17 protein-coding genes and 1 pseudogene are annotated in these 15,111 nt (G+C 73.2%); 7 read left to right on the top strand and 11 right to left on the bottom strand.

Features of this window, described 5'->3' with window-relative positions; genetic code table 11:
* The 3 genes and pseudogenes from TR50_RS31735 to TR50_RS31725 all read right to left on the bottom strand — a co-directional run.
* Nucleotides 1-1,143: pseudogene (locus TR50_RS31735) on the bottom strand (MFS transporter); the annotation flags it as partial.
* 158 nt (nt 1,144-1,301) lie between these two features.
* Nucleotides 1,302-2,159 carry an acyl-CoA thioesterase gene (locus TR50_RS31730; RefSeq protein WP_042430214.1) on the bottom strand — a complete coding sequence of 286 codons (858 nt, stop codon included), beginning with the start codon at nt 2,157-2,159 and terminating at the stop codon, nt 1,302-1,304.
* Between the two features lie 221 nt (nt 2,160-2,380).
* Nucleotides 2,381-2,776, bottom strand: coding sequence for a PTS-dependent dihydroxyacetone kinase phosphotransferase subunit DhaM (locus tag TR50_RS31725; RefSeq protein ID WP_042430211.1), 396 nt, complete (start codon nt 2,774-2,776; stop codon nt 2,381-2,383).
* 273 nt (nt 2,777-3,049) lie between these two features.
* Here TR50_RS31725 and dhaK point away from each other — a divergent pair, with 273 nt between their 5' ends.
* From dhaK to TR50_RS31710, 3 genes are all read left to right on the top strand, one after another.
* On the top strand, nt 3,050-4,084 hold the full coding sequence (gene dhaK / locus TR50_RS31720) for a dihydroxyacetone kinase subunit DhaK (protein ID WP_042430208.1): 1,035 nt from the start codon (nt 3,050-3,052) through the stop codon (nt 4,082-4,084).
* A 107-nt stretch (nt 4,085-4,191) separates the two neighbouring features.
* Nucleotides 4,192-4,845 carry a dihydroxyacetone kinase subunit DhaL gene (gene dhaL / locus TR50_RS31715; RefSeq protein WP_042430205.1) on the top strand — a complete coding sequence of 218 codons (654 nt, stop codon included), beginning with the start codon at nt 4,192-4,194 and terminating at the stop codon, nt 4,843-4,845.
* Between the two features lie 266 nt (nt 4,846-5,111).
* Entirely contained in the window at nt 5,112-6,035 is a 924-nt protein-coding gene (locus tag TR50_RS31710) for an NADP-dependent oxidoreductase (protein WP_042430202.1), read from the top strand.
* Nucleotides 6,036-6,069: 34 nt separating this feature from the next.
* On the opposite strand, the gene TR50_RS31705 is transcribed toward TR50_RS31710, so the two are convergent.
* From TR50_RS31705 to TR50_RS31695, 3 genes are all read right to left on the bottom strand, one after another.
* On the bottom strand, nt 6,070-6,294 hold the full coding sequence (locus tag TR50_RS31705; RefSeq protein ID WP_042430199.1) for a hypothetical protein: 225 nt from the start codon (nt 6,292-6,294) through the stop codon (nt 6,070-6,072).
* A 35-nt stretch (nt 6,295-6,329) separates the two neighbouring features.
* Nucleotides 6,330-6,800 carry a membrane protein gene (locus TR50_RS31700; protein ID WP_042430196.1) on the bottom strand — a complete coding sequence of 157 codons (471 nt, stop codon included), beginning with the start codon at nt 6,798-6,800 and terminating at the stop codon, nt 6,330-6,332.
* Nucleotides 6,801-6,887: 87 nt separating this feature from the next.
* Entirely contained in the window at nt 6,888-7,409 is a 522-nt protein-coding gene (locus tag TR50_RS31695; protein WP_042430193.1) for a GNAT family N-acetyltransferase, read from the bottom strand.
* A 53-nt stretch (nt 7,410-7,462) separates the two neighbouring features.
* Between TR50_RS31695 and TR50_RS50205 the strand changes: the two genes are divergently transcribed.
* Nucleotides 7,463-7,897, top strand: a complete 435-nt coding sequence (locus tag TR50_RS50205) for a hypothetical protein (RefSeq protein WP_160311218.1) — start codon at nt 7,463-7,465, stop codon at nt 7,895-7,897.
* Nucleotides 7,898-7,952: 55 nt separating this feature from the next.
* On the opposite strand, the gene TR50_RS31685 is transcribed toward TR50_RS50205, so the two are convergent.
* From TR50_RS31685 to TR50_RS31670, 5 genes are all read right to left on the bottom strand, one after another.
* Nucleotides 7,953-8,462 carry a mycothiol transferase gene (locus tag TR50_RS31685; RefSeq protein WP_042430276.1) on the bottom strand — a complete coding sequence of 170 codons (510 nt, stop codon included), beginning with the start codon at nt 8,460-8,462 and terminating at the stop codon, nt 7,953-7,955.
* Complete coding sequence (locus TR50_RS31680) at nt 8,459-8,956, bottom strand: SRPBCC family protein (protein WP_042430187.1); 498 nt, start codon at nt 8,954-8,956, stop codon at nt 8,459-8,461. The genes TR50_RS31685 and TR50_RS31680 overlap by 4 nt, the downstream gene beginning before the upstream one ends.
* A gap of 13 nt (nt 8,957-8,969) precedes the next feature.
* Nucleotides 8,970-9,905, bottom strand: a complete 936-nt coding sequence (locus TR50_RS31675; protein ID WP_042430184.1) for a TIGR03619 family F420-dependent LLM class oxidoreductase — start codon at nt 9,903-9,905, stop codon at nt 8,970-8,972.
* A gap of 124 nt (nt 9,906-10,029) precedes the next feature.
* Nucleotides 10,030-10,452, bottom strand: coding sequence for a DUF2306 domain-containing protein (locus TR50_RS50435; protein ID WP_439654261.1), 423 nt, complete (start codon nt 10,450-10,452; stop codon nt 10,030-10,032).
* A 132-nt stretch (nt 10,453-10,584) separates the two neighbouring features.
* On the bottom strand, nt 10,585-11,109 hold the full coding sequence (locus tag TR50_RS31670; RefSeq protein WP_042430182.1) for an Lrp/AsnC family transcriptional regulator: 525 nt from the start codon (nt 11,107-11,109) through the stop codon (nt 10,585-10,587).
* A 171-nt stretch (nt 11,110-11,280) separates the two neighbouring features.
* On the opposite strand from TR50_RS31670, the gene TR50_RS31665 reads away from it, so the two are divergent.
* From TR50_RS31665 to fahA, 3 genes are all read left to right on the top strand, one after another.
* Nucleotides 11,281-12,522 carry a homogentisate 1,2-dioxygenase gene (locus TR50_RS31665; RefSeq protein WP_042430180.1) on the top strand — a complete coding sequence of 414 codons (1,242 nt, stop codon included), beginning with the start codon at nt 11,281-11,283 and terminating at the stop codon, nt 12,520-12,522.
* Nucleotides 12,519-13,424: a hypothetical protein gene (locus TR50_RS31660; protein ID WP_042430177.1), complete on the top strand. Its 906-nt coding sequence runs from the start codon at nt 12,519-12,521 to the stop codon at nt 13,422-13,424. The genes TR50_RS31665 and TR50_RS31660 overlap by 4 nt, the downstream gene beginning before the upstream one ends.
* Nucleotides 13,425-13,485: 61 nt before the next feature.
* Complete coding sequence (gene fahA / locus TR50_RS31655; protein WP_042430173.1) at nt 13,486-14,712, top strand: fumarylacetoacetase; 1,227 nt, start codon at nt 13,486-13,488, stop codon at nt 14,710-14,712.
* Nucleotides 14,713-15,111 lie beyond the last annotated feature (399 nt).

Genomic DNA, 15,111 nt, shown 5'->3' with positions numbered 1-15,111 from the left:
GGGGGTGGTGAGCTGGGCCACGAGGCCGGACTCGAAGTCGCCGAGGCGGGGGCCGCCGGCGACGACGACGATGAAGACGCCCTGGAGGCGGCCGCGCATGTCGTCCGGGGCGGCGGCCTGGAGCATGGTGTTGCGGAAGATCATCGAGACCGTGTCCGCCGCGCCCGCGCAGGCGAGGAGGAGCAGGCCGAGCCAGAGGTCGTGGGCGAGGCCGAAGCCCGCGCAGGCCAGGCCCCAGGCGGCGACGGCGAGGGAGGTGGCGAAGCCGTGGCGGTGGACCCGGCTGACCCAGCCGGAGAAGAGGCCGCCGATCAGCGCGCCGACGGCCGGGGCGGCCGTGAGCAGGCCGACGGTGCCCGCGCCGCCGCCGTAGAGGGTGGCCGCGAGGGCGGGGAAGAGGGCGCGGGGCATGCCGAAGACCATGGCGGCGATGTCGGCGAGGAAGGTCATCCGCAGGTTGGGTCGATCCCGCAGGAAGCGCAGGTCCTCCAGGACGGAGACGCGCTGGCCGTTCGTGGACGCCTCGGGCCGCATCGCGGGCAGTCGCCACATCGCGTAGAGCGACGCGCCGAAGGCCAGGGCGTCGACGAGGTAGGCCGCCTGGAAGCCCCAGATGCCGATGAAGACCCCGCCCACCATGGGGCCGACGGTGAGGCCCAGGTTCATGCTGAGGCTGCCCAGCGCATTCGCCGCCGGGAGCTGCTCGGCCGGGACCAGGCGCGGGATCATCGACGCCCGTGCCGGGGCGTTGATCGCGAAGCAGACGGCCTGGAGGGCGACGATGCCGTACAGCAGCCCGACCGTGTGCATCCCCAGCAGGGCCTGGACGGCGAGGCCGGCGGAGAGGACGGCCGCGCCGCTCGCGCCGGCGAGGCCGAGCTTGCGGCGGTCGACGCGGTCGGCGATCGCACCGCCGTAGAGGCCGAAGGCGACCAGCGGGAGCAGCGAGCACAGGCCGATCAGGCCGGTGGCCAGCGCCGAATGCGTCAGTGCGTAGACCTGGACGGAGACGGCCAGCGCCGTCATCTGCTGCCCGATGCTGGAGACGGCCTGTCCGAACCAGAGCCTGCGGTAGTGCGGGTGCTCGCGCAGCGGCGTGATGTCGGCGAGCGAGCCCCGGACGGCGCGGCCGAGCCGTCCCATCGGGCCGCCGGGAGAGGGCGGGGAGGCGGGAGGGGCGGCCTTCGGGGCGGGGGCTGAGTCGGACTGCTGTTCTATGGGCACGGGTCATCTTCCCCCATCCGGATGTGTGCTCCGGAAGGGGGAAGGGGCGAGCGCGAGAACGGACGGGTGGGGCCGTCTCAGGCGATACGGCGGAAGAGGCCCTCCTGCATCACCGACACCACCAGGCACCCGTTGCGGTCGAAGATCTGTCCGCGCGCGAGCCCGCGGCCGCCGACCGCGACCGGCGACTCCTGCTGGTAGAGCAGCCACTCGTCGGCCCGGAACGGCCGGTGGAACCACATGGCGTGGTCCAGCGAGGCCATGTCGAAGTGCCGCTTGCCCCACAACGGCTCGACCGGCACGCGGACCGCGTCCAGCAGCGTCATGTCGCTGGCGTAGGTCACCGCGCAGGTGTGGATCAGCGGGTCGTCCGGGAGGGCGCCGTTGGTGCGCAGCCAGACCGCGCTGCGCGCCTCGACGCCCTTCAGCTCCTCCTCGGTCCAGCGCACGCGCTCGACGTAGCGCAGGTCGAACGGCTGGCGGCGGCTGATGAAGGGCGGCAGCTCGCCCAGGACCGAGCCGACCTCCTCCAACGCGGAGGGGACCTCCTCCGGCCCCGGCACGTCCGGCATCGCGATCTGGTGCTCGAACGGCGACTCCTCCGGCAGGTGGAAGTCGGCCGTGAGCGCGAAGATGGTCCGCCCCTGCTGGACGCCGAGCACGCGGCGGGTGGTGAAGGAGCGGCCGTCCCGGATCCGGTCGACCTGGTAGACGATCGGGATGCCCGGCGTACCCGGGCGCAGGAAGTACGCGTGCAGCGAGTGCACCGGACGGTCCGGGGCGACGGTGCGGCCCGCCGCGATCAGGGCCTGGCCGGCGACCTGACCGCCGAAGACGCGCTGGAGCGACTCCTCGGGGCTGCGTCCGCGGAAGATGTTGACCTCGATCTGTTCCAGATCCAGCAGGTCCACCAGTTGGTCGACGGGACTGCCCACGGAGCCCTCACTCTCCTGACTCTCCTATGGCGCGCGACGCGATGGCTGCCACGGCAATGCGGTGCGATCGTGTGATCGGTGTCGGTTGCATTCTCCCAGGGCCGAGGTGCGGGCGCGCGGGCCGACCTCGCTCGCGGTCGGTTCGGGACCGGTTGGCTCGGGACAGGTCGTCTGGGGACCGGTCGGCTCGGAACCGGTCAGCTCTGGACCCCTCGGCCGGCTCAGAACTTGGGGACCGTGCGGGCCTCGCGCGCCGCCGCGGCGACGTGGGCCAGCGACGCGCCGGTGGAGGCGGCGACCACGGCAGCCACGCCGCCCTCGACGAACGGCGCGTCGACGAGCAGCGCGTCGTCACGCCCCAGGTCGGCGAGGACCAGGCGGGCGGTCAGCACGGAGCTGCCGAGGTCGGGCAGGAGCAGCACGCCCGCGCCTGCGTCGGCGGCGGTGACGGCGGCCTCGATCCGCTCGTAGCTGGTGCCCAGTCCGCCGTCGGCGGTGCCGTCCTCCGAGCCGCCCGCCGTGGCGATCGGCACCAGGCCGCCGCCCAACGGTTCGAGCAGCTCCCGCAGTCCGGTGGCGAGCCGGGCGCTGTGGGAGACCAGGACGAGTCCGACCATGCCCGGCTGCCCGCCATGCGGGACGTGGTTCGGGGCGGGCCGGGTCTCTTCCGTCGGGGACGCGACGCGGACACGATCGGTGGGCGCGTTACTGCTCTCGGTCATGTCCGCGATGCTAGATTCGCGGCTCGGCGAAGTGAAAGCACAAGCGCGGGCGCGCGCGTGGCGATTCGGCGGAGTCGGTGGATCTCGCGGAGTCCTCGGACTCCTCCGATCGCCCGGAATCCGATGGCCCGGATTCGGTTGTGCGGACCGCACGGGAGGGCTGCCGTTGTGAAGAAGTTCCTCAACACCCCTGACTCCTATGTCGCCGACAGCCTCGCCGGGCTCGCGGCCGCGCATCCGCTGCTGACCGTCGTCACCGGCGCCGATGCGGGCGGGGCGGGGTTCGTGCGGCGCGCGGCGGCGACGCGGGCGGGCAAGGTCGCGCTCGTCTCCGGCGGCGGGTCGGGCCACGAGCCCTTGCACGCGGGCTTCGTGGGCGTCGGCATGCTGGACGCAGCCTGTCCCGGCGAGGTGTTCACCTCCCCGGTGCCGGGTCAGATGCTGGCCGCCGCGCAGGCCGTCGACTCCGGCGCCGGTGTGGTGTTCGTCGTGAAGAACTACACGGGCGACGTGCTCAACTTCCAGATGGCGGCGGAGTTGGCCGTCGAGGACGCCGGGATCGCCGTGGAGACGGTGCTGGTCGACGACGACGTCGCGGTGCAGGACTCGACGTGGACGGCGGGGCGTCGCGGCACGGGGGCGACGCTGATGGTCGAGAAGATCGCGGGCGCGCTGGCGGAGCGTGGCGCGGAGTTGGGCGTCGTCGCCGAGATGGGCCGTCGGGTGAACGCGAGTGCGCGCTCCTTCGCGGTCGCGCTCACCGGGTGCACGACGCCGGCGAGCAGCAAGCCCGGCTTCCTGCTGCCGGATGACGAGATGGAGGTCGGCGTCGGCATCCACGGTGAGCCGGGCCGACGGCGCGCGAAGCTCGCCTCCGCGCGCGAGGTCGCCGAGCTCGCGTTGGACGCGATCCTGGCCGAGCCCGTCCTCGCGGGCGGGGCTGCCGGCACCGGGCCCGTAGAGGTGATCGCGATGGTGAACGGTCTCGGCGCGACGCCGCTGTCGGAGCTCTACATCCTGTTCAACGAGGTGTCCCGGTTGCTCAGCGGACGGGGCGTCAGCGTCGTGCGCAGTCTCGTCGGAAACTACGTGACGAGTCTCGACATGGCGGGCGCGTCGTTCACACTCTGCCGGGTCGACGACGAGATGCTTGAGTTGTGGGACGCGCCTGTGAACACACCGGCGCTGCGTTGGGGGCTGTGAACCCGGGTAGCGATTCCGGTTCGCGGGGGAGGGGGAACAGCGTGAACACAGACAACGGGGGCGGCGGGGGCAGTGCGGGCGACGGCGACCGTGACCCTGCGGGAGGCGTGAACCGGGTCGACACACTCGACATCGCCACGGCCCGCGCGTGGATCCACGCGGTCGCGCTTGCCGTGACGGCACGCCGTGACGAGCTGACGGAGCTCGACGCGGCGATCGGCGACGCCGACCACGGCGCCAACCTGCAGCGCGGCTTCGCCGCCGTGGAAGCGGTGATCGGGGGTCCCGGGTACGCACCCGAGACCGTCGGCCAACTGCTGACCAAGGTCGGCATGACGCTGATCTCCAGCGTCGGCGGCGCCTCCGGCCCGCTGTACGGCTCCGCGTTCCGGGCGATCGGCCGGAGCCTGACCACACCGGAGGCGGACGGCGACCAGCTCTCGGTCGCGCTCCACGCGGGCCTCGACGCGGTCCGTGCGCTGGGCGCGGCCGCCGCCGGGGACAAGACGATGGTCGACGCGCTGACGCCGGCCGTGGCGGCATTCGACGAGACGGTCACGGCGGGCGGCGATCTCCGCGCGGCGTCCCGGGCCGCGGCGGATGCCGCGGAGGCCGGCGCGCGGGCCACCACACCCCTCCAGGCCCGCAAAGGCCGCGCCTCCTACCTGGGCGAACGCAGTATCGGCCATCAGGACCCGGGGGCGACGTCCACGGCGCTGATCTTCGCGGCGCTGGCGGAGACGCTCGAACACCACGGCTGAGTCCGCCACAGCCGGTTCTGGCGCGCGGCTGAGGCGGTCAGACGGGCCGCGATCTCGGCGTCCCTCGAACGGGCGAGTGGTTGCGAGGCGCGGGTGCCCGAGGACGAGGCGCGGGAGAGGATCGTCGGGTGAGGATCGTCGGGGGTGGAGATCGTCCGGGCAGGGTCGGAAGGGGCAGACGCAGCGCGACGCAGCGCAAGGCAGCGCGACCCGAACAGGACGCAGCGAGCAGCACACGGCGAGGTCCACGCAGCAGGGAGACGCAGATGAAGGCCGTCACCGTCGACGCCTACGGCGAGACGCCCAGACTCACCGACCAGCCGCTGCCCAAGGTCGGGCCGGACTCGGTGCTGGTGCGGGTCAAGGCGGCCGGGTTGAACCCGGTCGACTGGCGGGTGGCCGAGGGCGCGGTCGATCCGCTGCTCAACGTGTACTTCCCGCTCACGATGGGCTGGGACGTGGCGGGGGTCGTGGAACAGGTCGGCGTCGCGGTCACCGAGTTCGTCGAGGGCGACGAGGTGATCGCCTACAACCGGCAGGACTTCGCGCAGTTCGGCACGTGGGCCGAGTACACGGCGGTGCCGTTGCGCGCGCTGGCGCGGAAGTCGTCGGCCATGAGCTGGGAGGAGGCGGGCGGCCTCCCGCTGGCGGGACTGACGGCGTATCAGGCGCTGGCGGCGGCGCACGTGAACGGGGGCGGCACGATCCTGGTCCACGCCGCAGGGGGCGGCGTCGGCGGGTTCGCGACGCAGATCGCGGCGTCGCGCGGCGCGCGAGTCATCGGGACGACGTCCCGGATCGACAGCTTCCCGTTCCTGCGGGAGCTCGGTGCGGAGCCGGTGCTGAGCGGCGAGGGGCTGGCGGACCGCGTGCGCGGGCTCGCGCCTGAGGGCATCGACGCGGCGCTCGACTTCCTGGGCGGCGACTCGGTGGCCGTCTCCGCCGAGGTGGTCCGGGACCGGACGCGGATCGTCTCGGTCGTCGACGGCTCGGTGAAGGCGCTCGGCGGACGCTATGTGTGGGTGCACCCCTCGGGTGCGGATCTGCGGGCGCTCAACGCCCTGGCCGAGGCGGGCTCGCTGCGGGTGCACGTAAGCCGTGACTTCGCGCTGGCAGAGGCGGACCAGGCGGTCCAGCTGAGCCGTACCGGCACGGTGCGCGGGAAGATCGTGCTCACCGTGCCCGGTTGAGACGGCGGGCCCGACAGCCGTCCTGAAACCCGGCTTACGGCTGGTCGTCCTGCGGCGCCTTGTCCGCGGGCACCGGCACGGCACAGCCGTCCGGGCCGCAGACCGGGACGTCGCCGCCCTCCGCCCCGGGCAGGCCGGGGAGCTGAAGCATCTGCAGCAGCGGAACAGGCGCGGAGGAGGTGACGCCGTCGGCGGTCGCCTCAGTCGCCTCGATCGGACCGGTCGTTTCGCGGGTCGGGTCGGTGGTCGGGTCGGTCATGGTGATGGCAACCCCCGCCGCCCGCGCCGCATTCCTCAGTGGCCGAGAGTGGAACCGGGGCGGACGATCATGATGACCGTCACGGCCACCCAGAGCAGGTTGAAGATGCCGGTGAACATGGCCAGCTGCTTGGTGTCCTTGACGCCGACCTCGCGGCCGCGCGGGCCCTTGCCCGTCAGCAGTTCGGCCTGGCGGGGCAGGACCAGGACGGCGAGCAGGACGGCCGCGACGGCCGTCAGCACGATCGAGACGACCACCCAGGTCTGGCCGGTGACCTTCATCACCCCGGCCGCAGCGAAGCCGAACATCGGCACGGCCAGGCCGACCAGGGCGTAGACCTTGCAGATCCGGTTGAGCACGCCGAGCGTCGTGGTGTCCTCCAGGCTGTCCGGCCCGGCGGCCAGAGCCCTGCGGGCCACCGGCGGGAACATGCTGGCGGCCACGGCGACCGGGCCGATGGCCACGATGGCAGCGAGAATGTGCAGGATCAGGAAGAACTTCGTCACGGCGACGAGTCTAGGCAGACCCCTCCCGGCCCTTTGCGGCCGGGGCTGCCTGAGGCGGAGACCCGCAGGCTGCGACCGCCGAGACGCTCAGGTGGACGGCGATCCCGCCTCGACGGGAGTGGCTTCCGATCCGCCCGGCCCCGCAGTCCGGTCGGCGCCGGGCATGGACACGATCATGAGCCGGTCCGGGTCGGGGAAGGGCTGGAACCCGGCCCGTGCGTACACCTCGTGAGCGTCGACCGTCGACAGCATCAACCGCTTCAGCCGGTACGGAGCGAGTTCGGCGACGACCGCCTCGGCCAGCCACGTCCCGATGCCGCGTCCGCGCGCCTCCCGGGCTACATAGACGTCGCACAGCCAGCCGAAGGTGGCGTAGTCGGTGACGACCCGGGCGAACGCGAGCTGCTCGCCTTGGTCGTCCGGGTCCTTCCCGACACCTGGCGTGTAGACGCCGAAGACGAGGGAGTGCTCGATCGACTGGACGACCGTCTCGAGGCTGCGGCCCAACGCCCAGAAGGCGTCCGTGCTGAGCCAGCGGTGGACGCGGTTCACGTCGATCCGGGAGGGGTCGGTGTCCAGGCGGAGGCCGTCGGCGCGAGTGGCGATCATGCCCCGCAGGGTAGGCCGGGGCCGGGGCTGGACGCAGGCAATATCGTCATCGCATGGAACCCATGGACAAGGTGACGGTGGAGCAGCGCCTCGCGGCGATCGAGGCGAAGCTGGACATGGTGCTGGCCAGGCTGGACAGTCTTGCGCCCGGCGGACTCGGCGTCGGAGCACGGGCGAATGCGCCGCAGGACCACATCCCGCAGGATCGGCCGCAGCTGGACCCCGGGCTCGTGGACCGCACGCCGCTGGACTACGTGGAGAGGGACACCGGCCCGTACTCCAGCTCCTTCACCGGTCCCGCCGCCGGTTTCACCGCAAGCCCGGGCGTCGACCCGATCCTGGAGCCGGTACTGGAGCTGGTGCGGCAGGGCCGGAAGATCCAGGCGATCAAGGCTTACCGCGAGCGCACGGGCGCGGGCCTGCGGCAGGCGAAGGACGCGATCGACGCGATGGCGCTCGGCCAGTACCCCCAGACCGGTCGCTGGTAGTGCGCTGGTAGTGCGGTGACCGCGCGGGCTCGCCGTGCCCCGGCCAGGTCGCGGACTATCCGGAGTAGGGGTTGCCGCCCAACCAGGTGGCGCCGTCGATCAGCTCCCGCGCGGCGTCCAGATGACCGCTGTGGCAGGCGACTTCGGTGAGCACGTGGATCACGATGTGCCGCACGTCGGGCAGTCGCCAGGTCGGCCAGATCTCCACGGGCCAGGCGGCGGGTTCCTGTTCGGGCGCGGCGGCGGCGAGCACCGCGTCGGCGCGCGCGGCCGCCGCCCGGTAGTCGGCGAAGAGCTGCTCGGCGCTCATCCCCTCGGGGACGGACCAGTGCGCCTCCGCGCCCGCCGTGAGCTGTCCGGCCACGTCCGGCTCGCCCGCGATCACGCCCGGGAACCAGAAGCGTTCGACGTCCAGGGTCAGGTGACGCACCAAGGCCAGGCAGCTCCATCCACTGGGCAGGACCGGCCGCCGCAGCTCCTCCTCCGGGAGCCCTTCGAGGATCCCGAGGACGTGCGTGCGCTGGCGGTCCAAAGCGCCCTGCAGAGCGAGGAGTTCGGCGTTCATCGGGCGGCGCACAGGTCGGCGAGGCGTTCCAGGGTGCTCGCCATCTGCGTCTGCCACCAGGCGCGTCCGCCGGCCACCTCCGCGCGCTTCCCCTCCGGCAGGCGTGAGCCGTCGAAGGTCTCGGTCACGACGGTCGCCCCCGCGCCGTCCGGGAGCAGATCGAAGATCCACCGGTGGCCCCAGGCGGCTCCGGGCGTGGACGCGTCCGGATGCCCGCGACCGGGCCTCGGCTCCCAGCCGATGCGGCGGCCCGGCTCGTACTCGATGACGTGGTTGTTCATCTCGTAGTCGCCGTAGGGCCCGTAGTGGATTCGCATGACGAAGACGTCTCCGACGGCCGAGACCTCGGCGTCGAAGACACCACCGCGCAGCATCCCGGAGCCGTCCAGGTCCGGATGCCGTCCGGGGTCGGCCAGGATCCGGAAGATGTCCTCCGCCGGGGCCGTGATGCGCCGGGACACGGTCACCACGGCCCCGCCTGTCGTGTTCGTCATCCGCGTGCCTCCCTCACGCCCCGGCCTCGCGAACGGCGGCGTGGAACTCCGCGGCGAGGTCGACCAGTTCCAGTGCGTCCCGGGCGCTGCCCTGGAGTTCCAACAGCAGTTCGTCCATCCCGGCCTCGGCTGCCGCGACGACGTCCGCGACGATCTGCTCGCGCGAGCCGGTGAACTGGCGGCGGTGCTCCTCCGCGAGCGGCGTGGCGCTGAGGGAGATGTTGGCGCGGCCGATCATCTGAAGCGCCGAGGCGTCGCGGCCGTGGCCCGCCGCGGCCTCGCGGATCTCCGCCCAGGCCGCCGGGAGGCGGTCGAAGGGGACGCCGATCGGGAGCCAGCCGTCGGCGCGGCGGGCCAGCCGGTCCAGGGCGGGGCGGCCGGAGGCCGCGAGCAGGACCGGGATCGGCGCGGTCGGCTTGGGGCCCACCTCGGAGGGGGCGATGACCGTGCGCTTGCCGGTGTAGGAGACGGGGTCGGGACCCCAGACGGCCGCGAGGACGTCGAGCGTCTCCTCCAACTGGGCGCCGCGCTCGGCGAAGGGAGCGGCGCCGGAGGCGGCGTACTCGTCGTGGGACCAGCCCGTGCCGAGCCCCGCGAGCAGTCGGCCGCCACCGGTGGCGGCGTCCAACGTCGCGAGCTGCTTGGCGAGTTGGAACGGCAGGTGCAGCGGCGCGACGAGCACGCTGGTGCCCAGGCGGACGCGGTCGGTGGCGGCGCCCGCTGTGGCCAGGGTCATCAGGGGCTCCGCGACGGAGCGGTAGTGGTCGGGCCAGGGGAGGCCGGGGACGCCGAAGAGGCCCTGGGACGGGTTGTCGGGGACGAGGAGGCGCTCGAACGCCCACAGGCTGTCGAAGCCGATCCGCTCGGCGGCGCGGGCCACCGCGGCGACGTCCCGGCCGGGCGTGTACTGGCGGAACTGCGGCAGGCTCAGGCCCAGGCGCATGGTCATGAACGATCCCCTCCGAGCGACGGCGCGACGCCCGCCACCGTTCCGCGTGCGCAGTCGCCCGGAACGACGGGTGCCGCTGGACGCCGAGCGAGGACGGGCGAGGACGAGCCGTCATGATCTTCCGTCATTCTCCGTCGGAGGGCCATGGGTTGTGGGCGAAGATTTCGCCGGAGCAGCGAACCTGGCCCGCCCCGGAGCGGACGTCGACGCGTCCCCGGCGAGCCGCACCGCCCGCCCGCGGGCCGGCTCGGCCAGGCGACGGTGCGGTACGCAGTAAAGGGGTCGAGGTGGGACCACACCCGCCGAGGAGCGGGTCTGGGCCACCGCGAGCATCAGGCAGGCGGAGGGTGACCGCCGCGACGGTGAGGGAGAAGCTGCGGAGCATCCACCGGCGGTGGTCGGCGCCCCGTCCGCGGAGGATCATGCGCAGCCACGCCACGCCGGTCAGCAGCCACGCCACGCCGAGCGCGGCGAACCGGGGGCGTGCGAGGGGGCGCCGTACGCGATCGCCGCGAGCAGCGACGCGCCGAAGCCGCCCACGAGGCAGTCGAGGAGGTAGGCGATGCCGATGCGAGCGATGCCCGCGCGGCCATCGGCGGCGCAGGCGGTCCGAGAACTGCTCCCGCGTGGCCGTGCTCCCGCGCGGTCGCGGAGGTCGCGGAGGTCGCGGAGGTCGCGGTCAGTCGCGCGGCGGGATGCCCTTGGCCGGGACGCGGCTCGGGCGGGGGCGGTCCTCCGCCTCCAGCAGGGGCAGGTAGCGCGGGGAGACCACCTTGGACAGGGCGATCACGCTGGTGGACCGTGCCACGCACGGGATGCGGCTGATCTCGATCAGGGTCTGCTGAAGCCCGTCGTGGGACGTCGCCGCGACCCGGCAGTGGACGTCGCTCGCGCCGGTGGTGCCGTAGGCCTCCAGGACGCCGGGGACCTTGGCGAGCTCGACCGCCAGCTCCTCCAGGCTGCCCTGGGAGATCTCCAGGTTCACGAAGGCCAGCACCGGGAAGCCGGCCTCCGCCAGATCCACGTCGGGGCCGTGGCCGGTGATGACGCCGTCCGCCTCCAGACGCTGGATGCGGGCCTGGACCGTGGCCCGGGAGACGCCGGTCAGGCGGGACAGCTCGAGGAATCCGGCACGCGGATTCTCCGCGAGCGCGCGGATCAGCAGGACGTCCAGCTGGTCGGGCTTTCTGCGCTGAGCTTCCATCTCGCCGCCTCTCCTCAGGGACCAAGCTTGGCAGATTGCTTAGCTCGATCGCCGGATATTGTCAGCGAGCGAAGCTAGGCCCTGTACTGCTGATCGTCAATACTGGTCCTGTCAGGGCACCGGGCCGGCCGGCCGGGTGCCGAGGGCACAGCAGCCCGGGAGGCGACGAAGGTGGCCTACTACCGCAGCGTGGGCTCGGTCCCGCCGAAGCGGCACACGCAGCACCGTGCTGCCGACGGTTCCCTGTACTACGAGGAGCTGATGGGGGAGGAGGGCTTCTCCTCCGACTCCTCGCTGCTCTACCACCGGGCCATCCCGTCGGCCATGGTGGACAGCCGGGTGTGGCGGACGGACGACGGCAAGCCGGAGCCGAACCACCCCCTCAAGCCGTTCCACTTCAAGCTGCACGACCTCTTCCCGGGCGCGTCGTGGCGCCAGGCCGACCCGGTCCGCGACCGGCGTGTCGTGCTGGCCAACGCCGACGTGCGCATCGCCTACGTCGCCGCCGGGCTGCCGTCCCCCCTCTACCGCAACGGGATAGGGGACGAGTGCGTCTACGTGGAGTCCGGCACGGGCGTCGTCGAGACCGTCTTCGGCAGCATCGAGGTCCACCAGGGCGACTACGTCGTCATCCCGCGCGCCACCACGCACCGCTGGCTGCCCACCGGGGACGCGCCGCTGCGGCTGTACGCCATCGAGGCGAACAGCCACATCACGCCCGCCAAGCGCTACCTGTCGAAGTTCGGGCAGCTGCTGGAGCACGCGCCGTTCTGCGAGCGCGACCTGCGCGGCCCCGTCGGCCCGCTGGTCGTCGAGGAGGACGGGGACGTCGAGGTCTACGTCAAGCACCGCGTCGGCGGGTCGGTCGGCGGCACCGTCATGGTGATGCCCACCCACCCCTTCGACGTCGTGGGCTGGGACGGCTGCCTCTACCCGTACGCCTTCAACATCGAGAACTACGAGCCGATCACCGGGCGGATCCACCAGCCGCCGCCGGCGCACCAGGTGTTCGAGGGCAACAACTTCGTCATCTGCAACTTCGTGCCGCGCAAGGTGGACTACCACCCGCTGTCGATCCCGGTGCCGTACTACCACGCCAACGTCGACAGCGACGAGGTCATGTTCTACTGCGGCGGCAACTACGAGGCCCGCAAGGGTTCCGGCATCGGCCAGGGCAGCGTCTCGCTGCACCCCGGCGGCCACACCCACGGTCCGCAGCCGGGCGCGTACGAGCGCAGCATCGGCGTGGAGTTCTTCGACGAGCTCGCCGTCATGGTCGACACCTTCCGCCCGCTGGAGCTCGCCGAGGGCGCCCGGGCCACCGACGACGGCCGCTACGCGTGGACGTGGAGCGGTCGCGGACCGGTGGAGACGGCCGAGGCCGACGAGAGCGCCGGGGAGGGGCAGGAGTGAGGCCCGCGCACCTGGTCCCGCCGCTGTTCGCCGGCCTCTGCGACGACGCCGCGCTGTTCCCGCCGGGCAACGCGCCGGTGGCCGAGGCGGTGCCCGCGCACCGCAACCACCGCGGCTCCTGGTACGCGCCGCTGGTCGGTCCGTTCCTGGTCGGGGCGGACAAGATCGCCGAGGTCGGCGCGGCCGTGGAGGAGACGGGCGACGCGGTGCTGCCGCTCGACGTCACGCTCGTGGTGCGCGGCGGCCCCTCGGGGCTCGCCGCCGCGTTGGAGGAGACCGCCAAGTGGGCGGGCCTGCACCTCGTCGGCGTCGAGCTCGGCCCGGACGGCGACGGCTCCATGGCGGAGGCGGCGGCGCGCGGCTGCGCGGTGCTCGACCGCGAGCTGCCCGGCCAGCACGTCTTCGGCGCGGTCGAGTTGCGCCGCGATCCCGCCGCATGGGGCGGCAAGGGCGCGAACGGCGCCCTGGAACTGGCCCTGGACGTGATCGCCGCCTCGCCGTACCGGGCCAAGTACCGCACCGGCGGCCTGGAGTCGCAGGCCTTCCCGAGCGCGGAGGAGCTGGCCGCGTTCATCACCGCCTGCGCGAGCCGGGAGTTGGCCTTCAAGTGCACGGCCGGCCTGCACCACGCCGTCCGTTACGTGGACCCCGCCACCGGCTTCACCCACCACGGGTTCCTCAACATCCTGCTGGCGACGCACTTCGCCGTGCAGGGTGCGGACGCCGTCGCGGTCGCCGAGGTCCTCGCCGACCACGGCGCGGAGGGGCTCGCGGCGGTGGCCGCGGATCTGACGGACGACCAGGTCGAGCGCGCACGCAGGGCGTTCACCGCGTACGGGACCTGCAGCGTGCTGGAGCCGCTGGAGGACCTGACCGATCTCGGCCTGCTGCCACCGGCCTGAGCCTCCCCTCACCCTCGGGCCGGCCACCCGGCACCGGGCGAACGACGTTGATGGAGCATCCGTGACCTGGCTCGACCTGCCCGCCGACACTCTCTTCGGCATCGACAACCTGCCCTACGGGGTCTTCTCGACCTCCGGGGACCCGCAGCGGCGGCGGCTCGGGGTGGCCGTCGGCGAGTGGGTGCTCGACGCGGGCGCGGCGTCGCGCGCCGTCGGCTCGCCCGACCCGCTGCTGGAGGCGGTGACGCTCGACCCGCTGCTGGCCGCCGGCCGCCCGGCGTGGACGCGGGTCCGCGAGGCGCTCACGCGCTGGCTCACCGAGCCGACGTTCCGTCCTGTCATCGAGCCCTGCCTGGTGCCGCGCGCCGACGCCACCCTGCATCTGCCGTTCACGGTGGGCGACTACGTCGACTTCTACGCGTCCGAGCACCACGCGAGCAACCTCGGCCGCCTCTTCCGGCCCGGCAGCGAGCCGCTCACGCCCAACTGGAAGCACCTGCCGATCGGTTACCACGGCCGCTCCGGCACCGTCGTCGTCTCCGGCACGCCGGTCGTCCGCCCGAACGGTCAGCGCAAGGCGCCCGCTGACGCGGCGCCGACGTTCGGGCCGAGCCGCCGCCTGGACATCGAGGCGGAGGTCGGCTTCGTCGTCGGGGCGGGCTCGGAACTGGGCACGCCCGTGCCCCTCGCGGACTTCGCCGAGCACGTCTTCGGCGTCTGCCTGGTCAACGACTGGTCGGCGCGCGACATCCAGGCGTGGGAGTACGTGCCGCTGGGCCCCTTCCTCGGCAAGTCCTTCGCGACCTCCGTCTCGCCCTGGGTGGTCCCGCTCGACGCGCTGGCCTCCGCGAGGGTGGCGCCGCCCGCGCGCGACGTCGAGCCGCTGCCGTACCTCGACGACAGCGACAGCGGGGAGGCGAAGGAGCCGTGGGGCCTCGACCTCGCCCTGGAGGTCCGCGTCAACGGCACCCTGGTCTCCCGTCCGCCGTTCTCGGCCATGTACTGGACGCCGGCGCAGATGCTGGCGCACATGACGGTCAACGGCGCGAGCGTCCACCCCGGGGACCTGTTCGCCTCCGGCACCGTCAGCGGCCCCGAGCGGGGTACGGAGGGCGCGCTGATCGAGCTGACCTGGAACGGCGAGCGTCCGGTCGAGCTGGGTGACGGCAGCAGCCGGGCCTTCCTGGAGGACGGCGACGAGGTCACCATCACGGCGACCGCCCCGGGCCCGAACGGGACCCGCATCGGCTTCGGCGAGGTGACGGGCCGCATCCTCCCGGCACGCTGAGCCGCCGGGCCTCGCCGGGCCCGGCTTCGTCGGGGCGCCGCCCCGGGCGCGGCGACGGCGAGGCCGCATCTTGGCGGTGCCGCCTGCTGGGACGGGGCGACTTCGGAGCGGCGCCCAGGCCACCCCGGTCGGGTGCCCACGCCAGCCGGGTGCTCACGCCGGCCCGGGCGGCGATGACGGTCCGGGGACGTGACGGTCGGTGGCCGGGCCGGCCAGGCAGTCGCGACGGCGGGGGCGGTCAGGAGGGCTGGCGTCCCCACGCGGTCCGGGACGGCCACGCTGGCTGGGGCGGCGATGACGCAGGGGTCGCTGGGGCGGCCAGAGGGCCGGGGTGCCCACGCTGGCCGGGGGCGATGACGGTCGGGGGCCGGGGCAGCCACGGCGACCGGGTCGGCCGGG

This window comes from Streptacidiphilus anmyonensis, assembly GCF_000787855.1.
GTDB lineage: Bacteria > Actinomycetota > Actinomycetes > Streptomycetales > Streptomycetaceae > Streptacidiphilus > Streptacidiphilus anmyonensis.
This window is presented reverse-complemented; position numbering and strand designations above follow the sequence as displayed.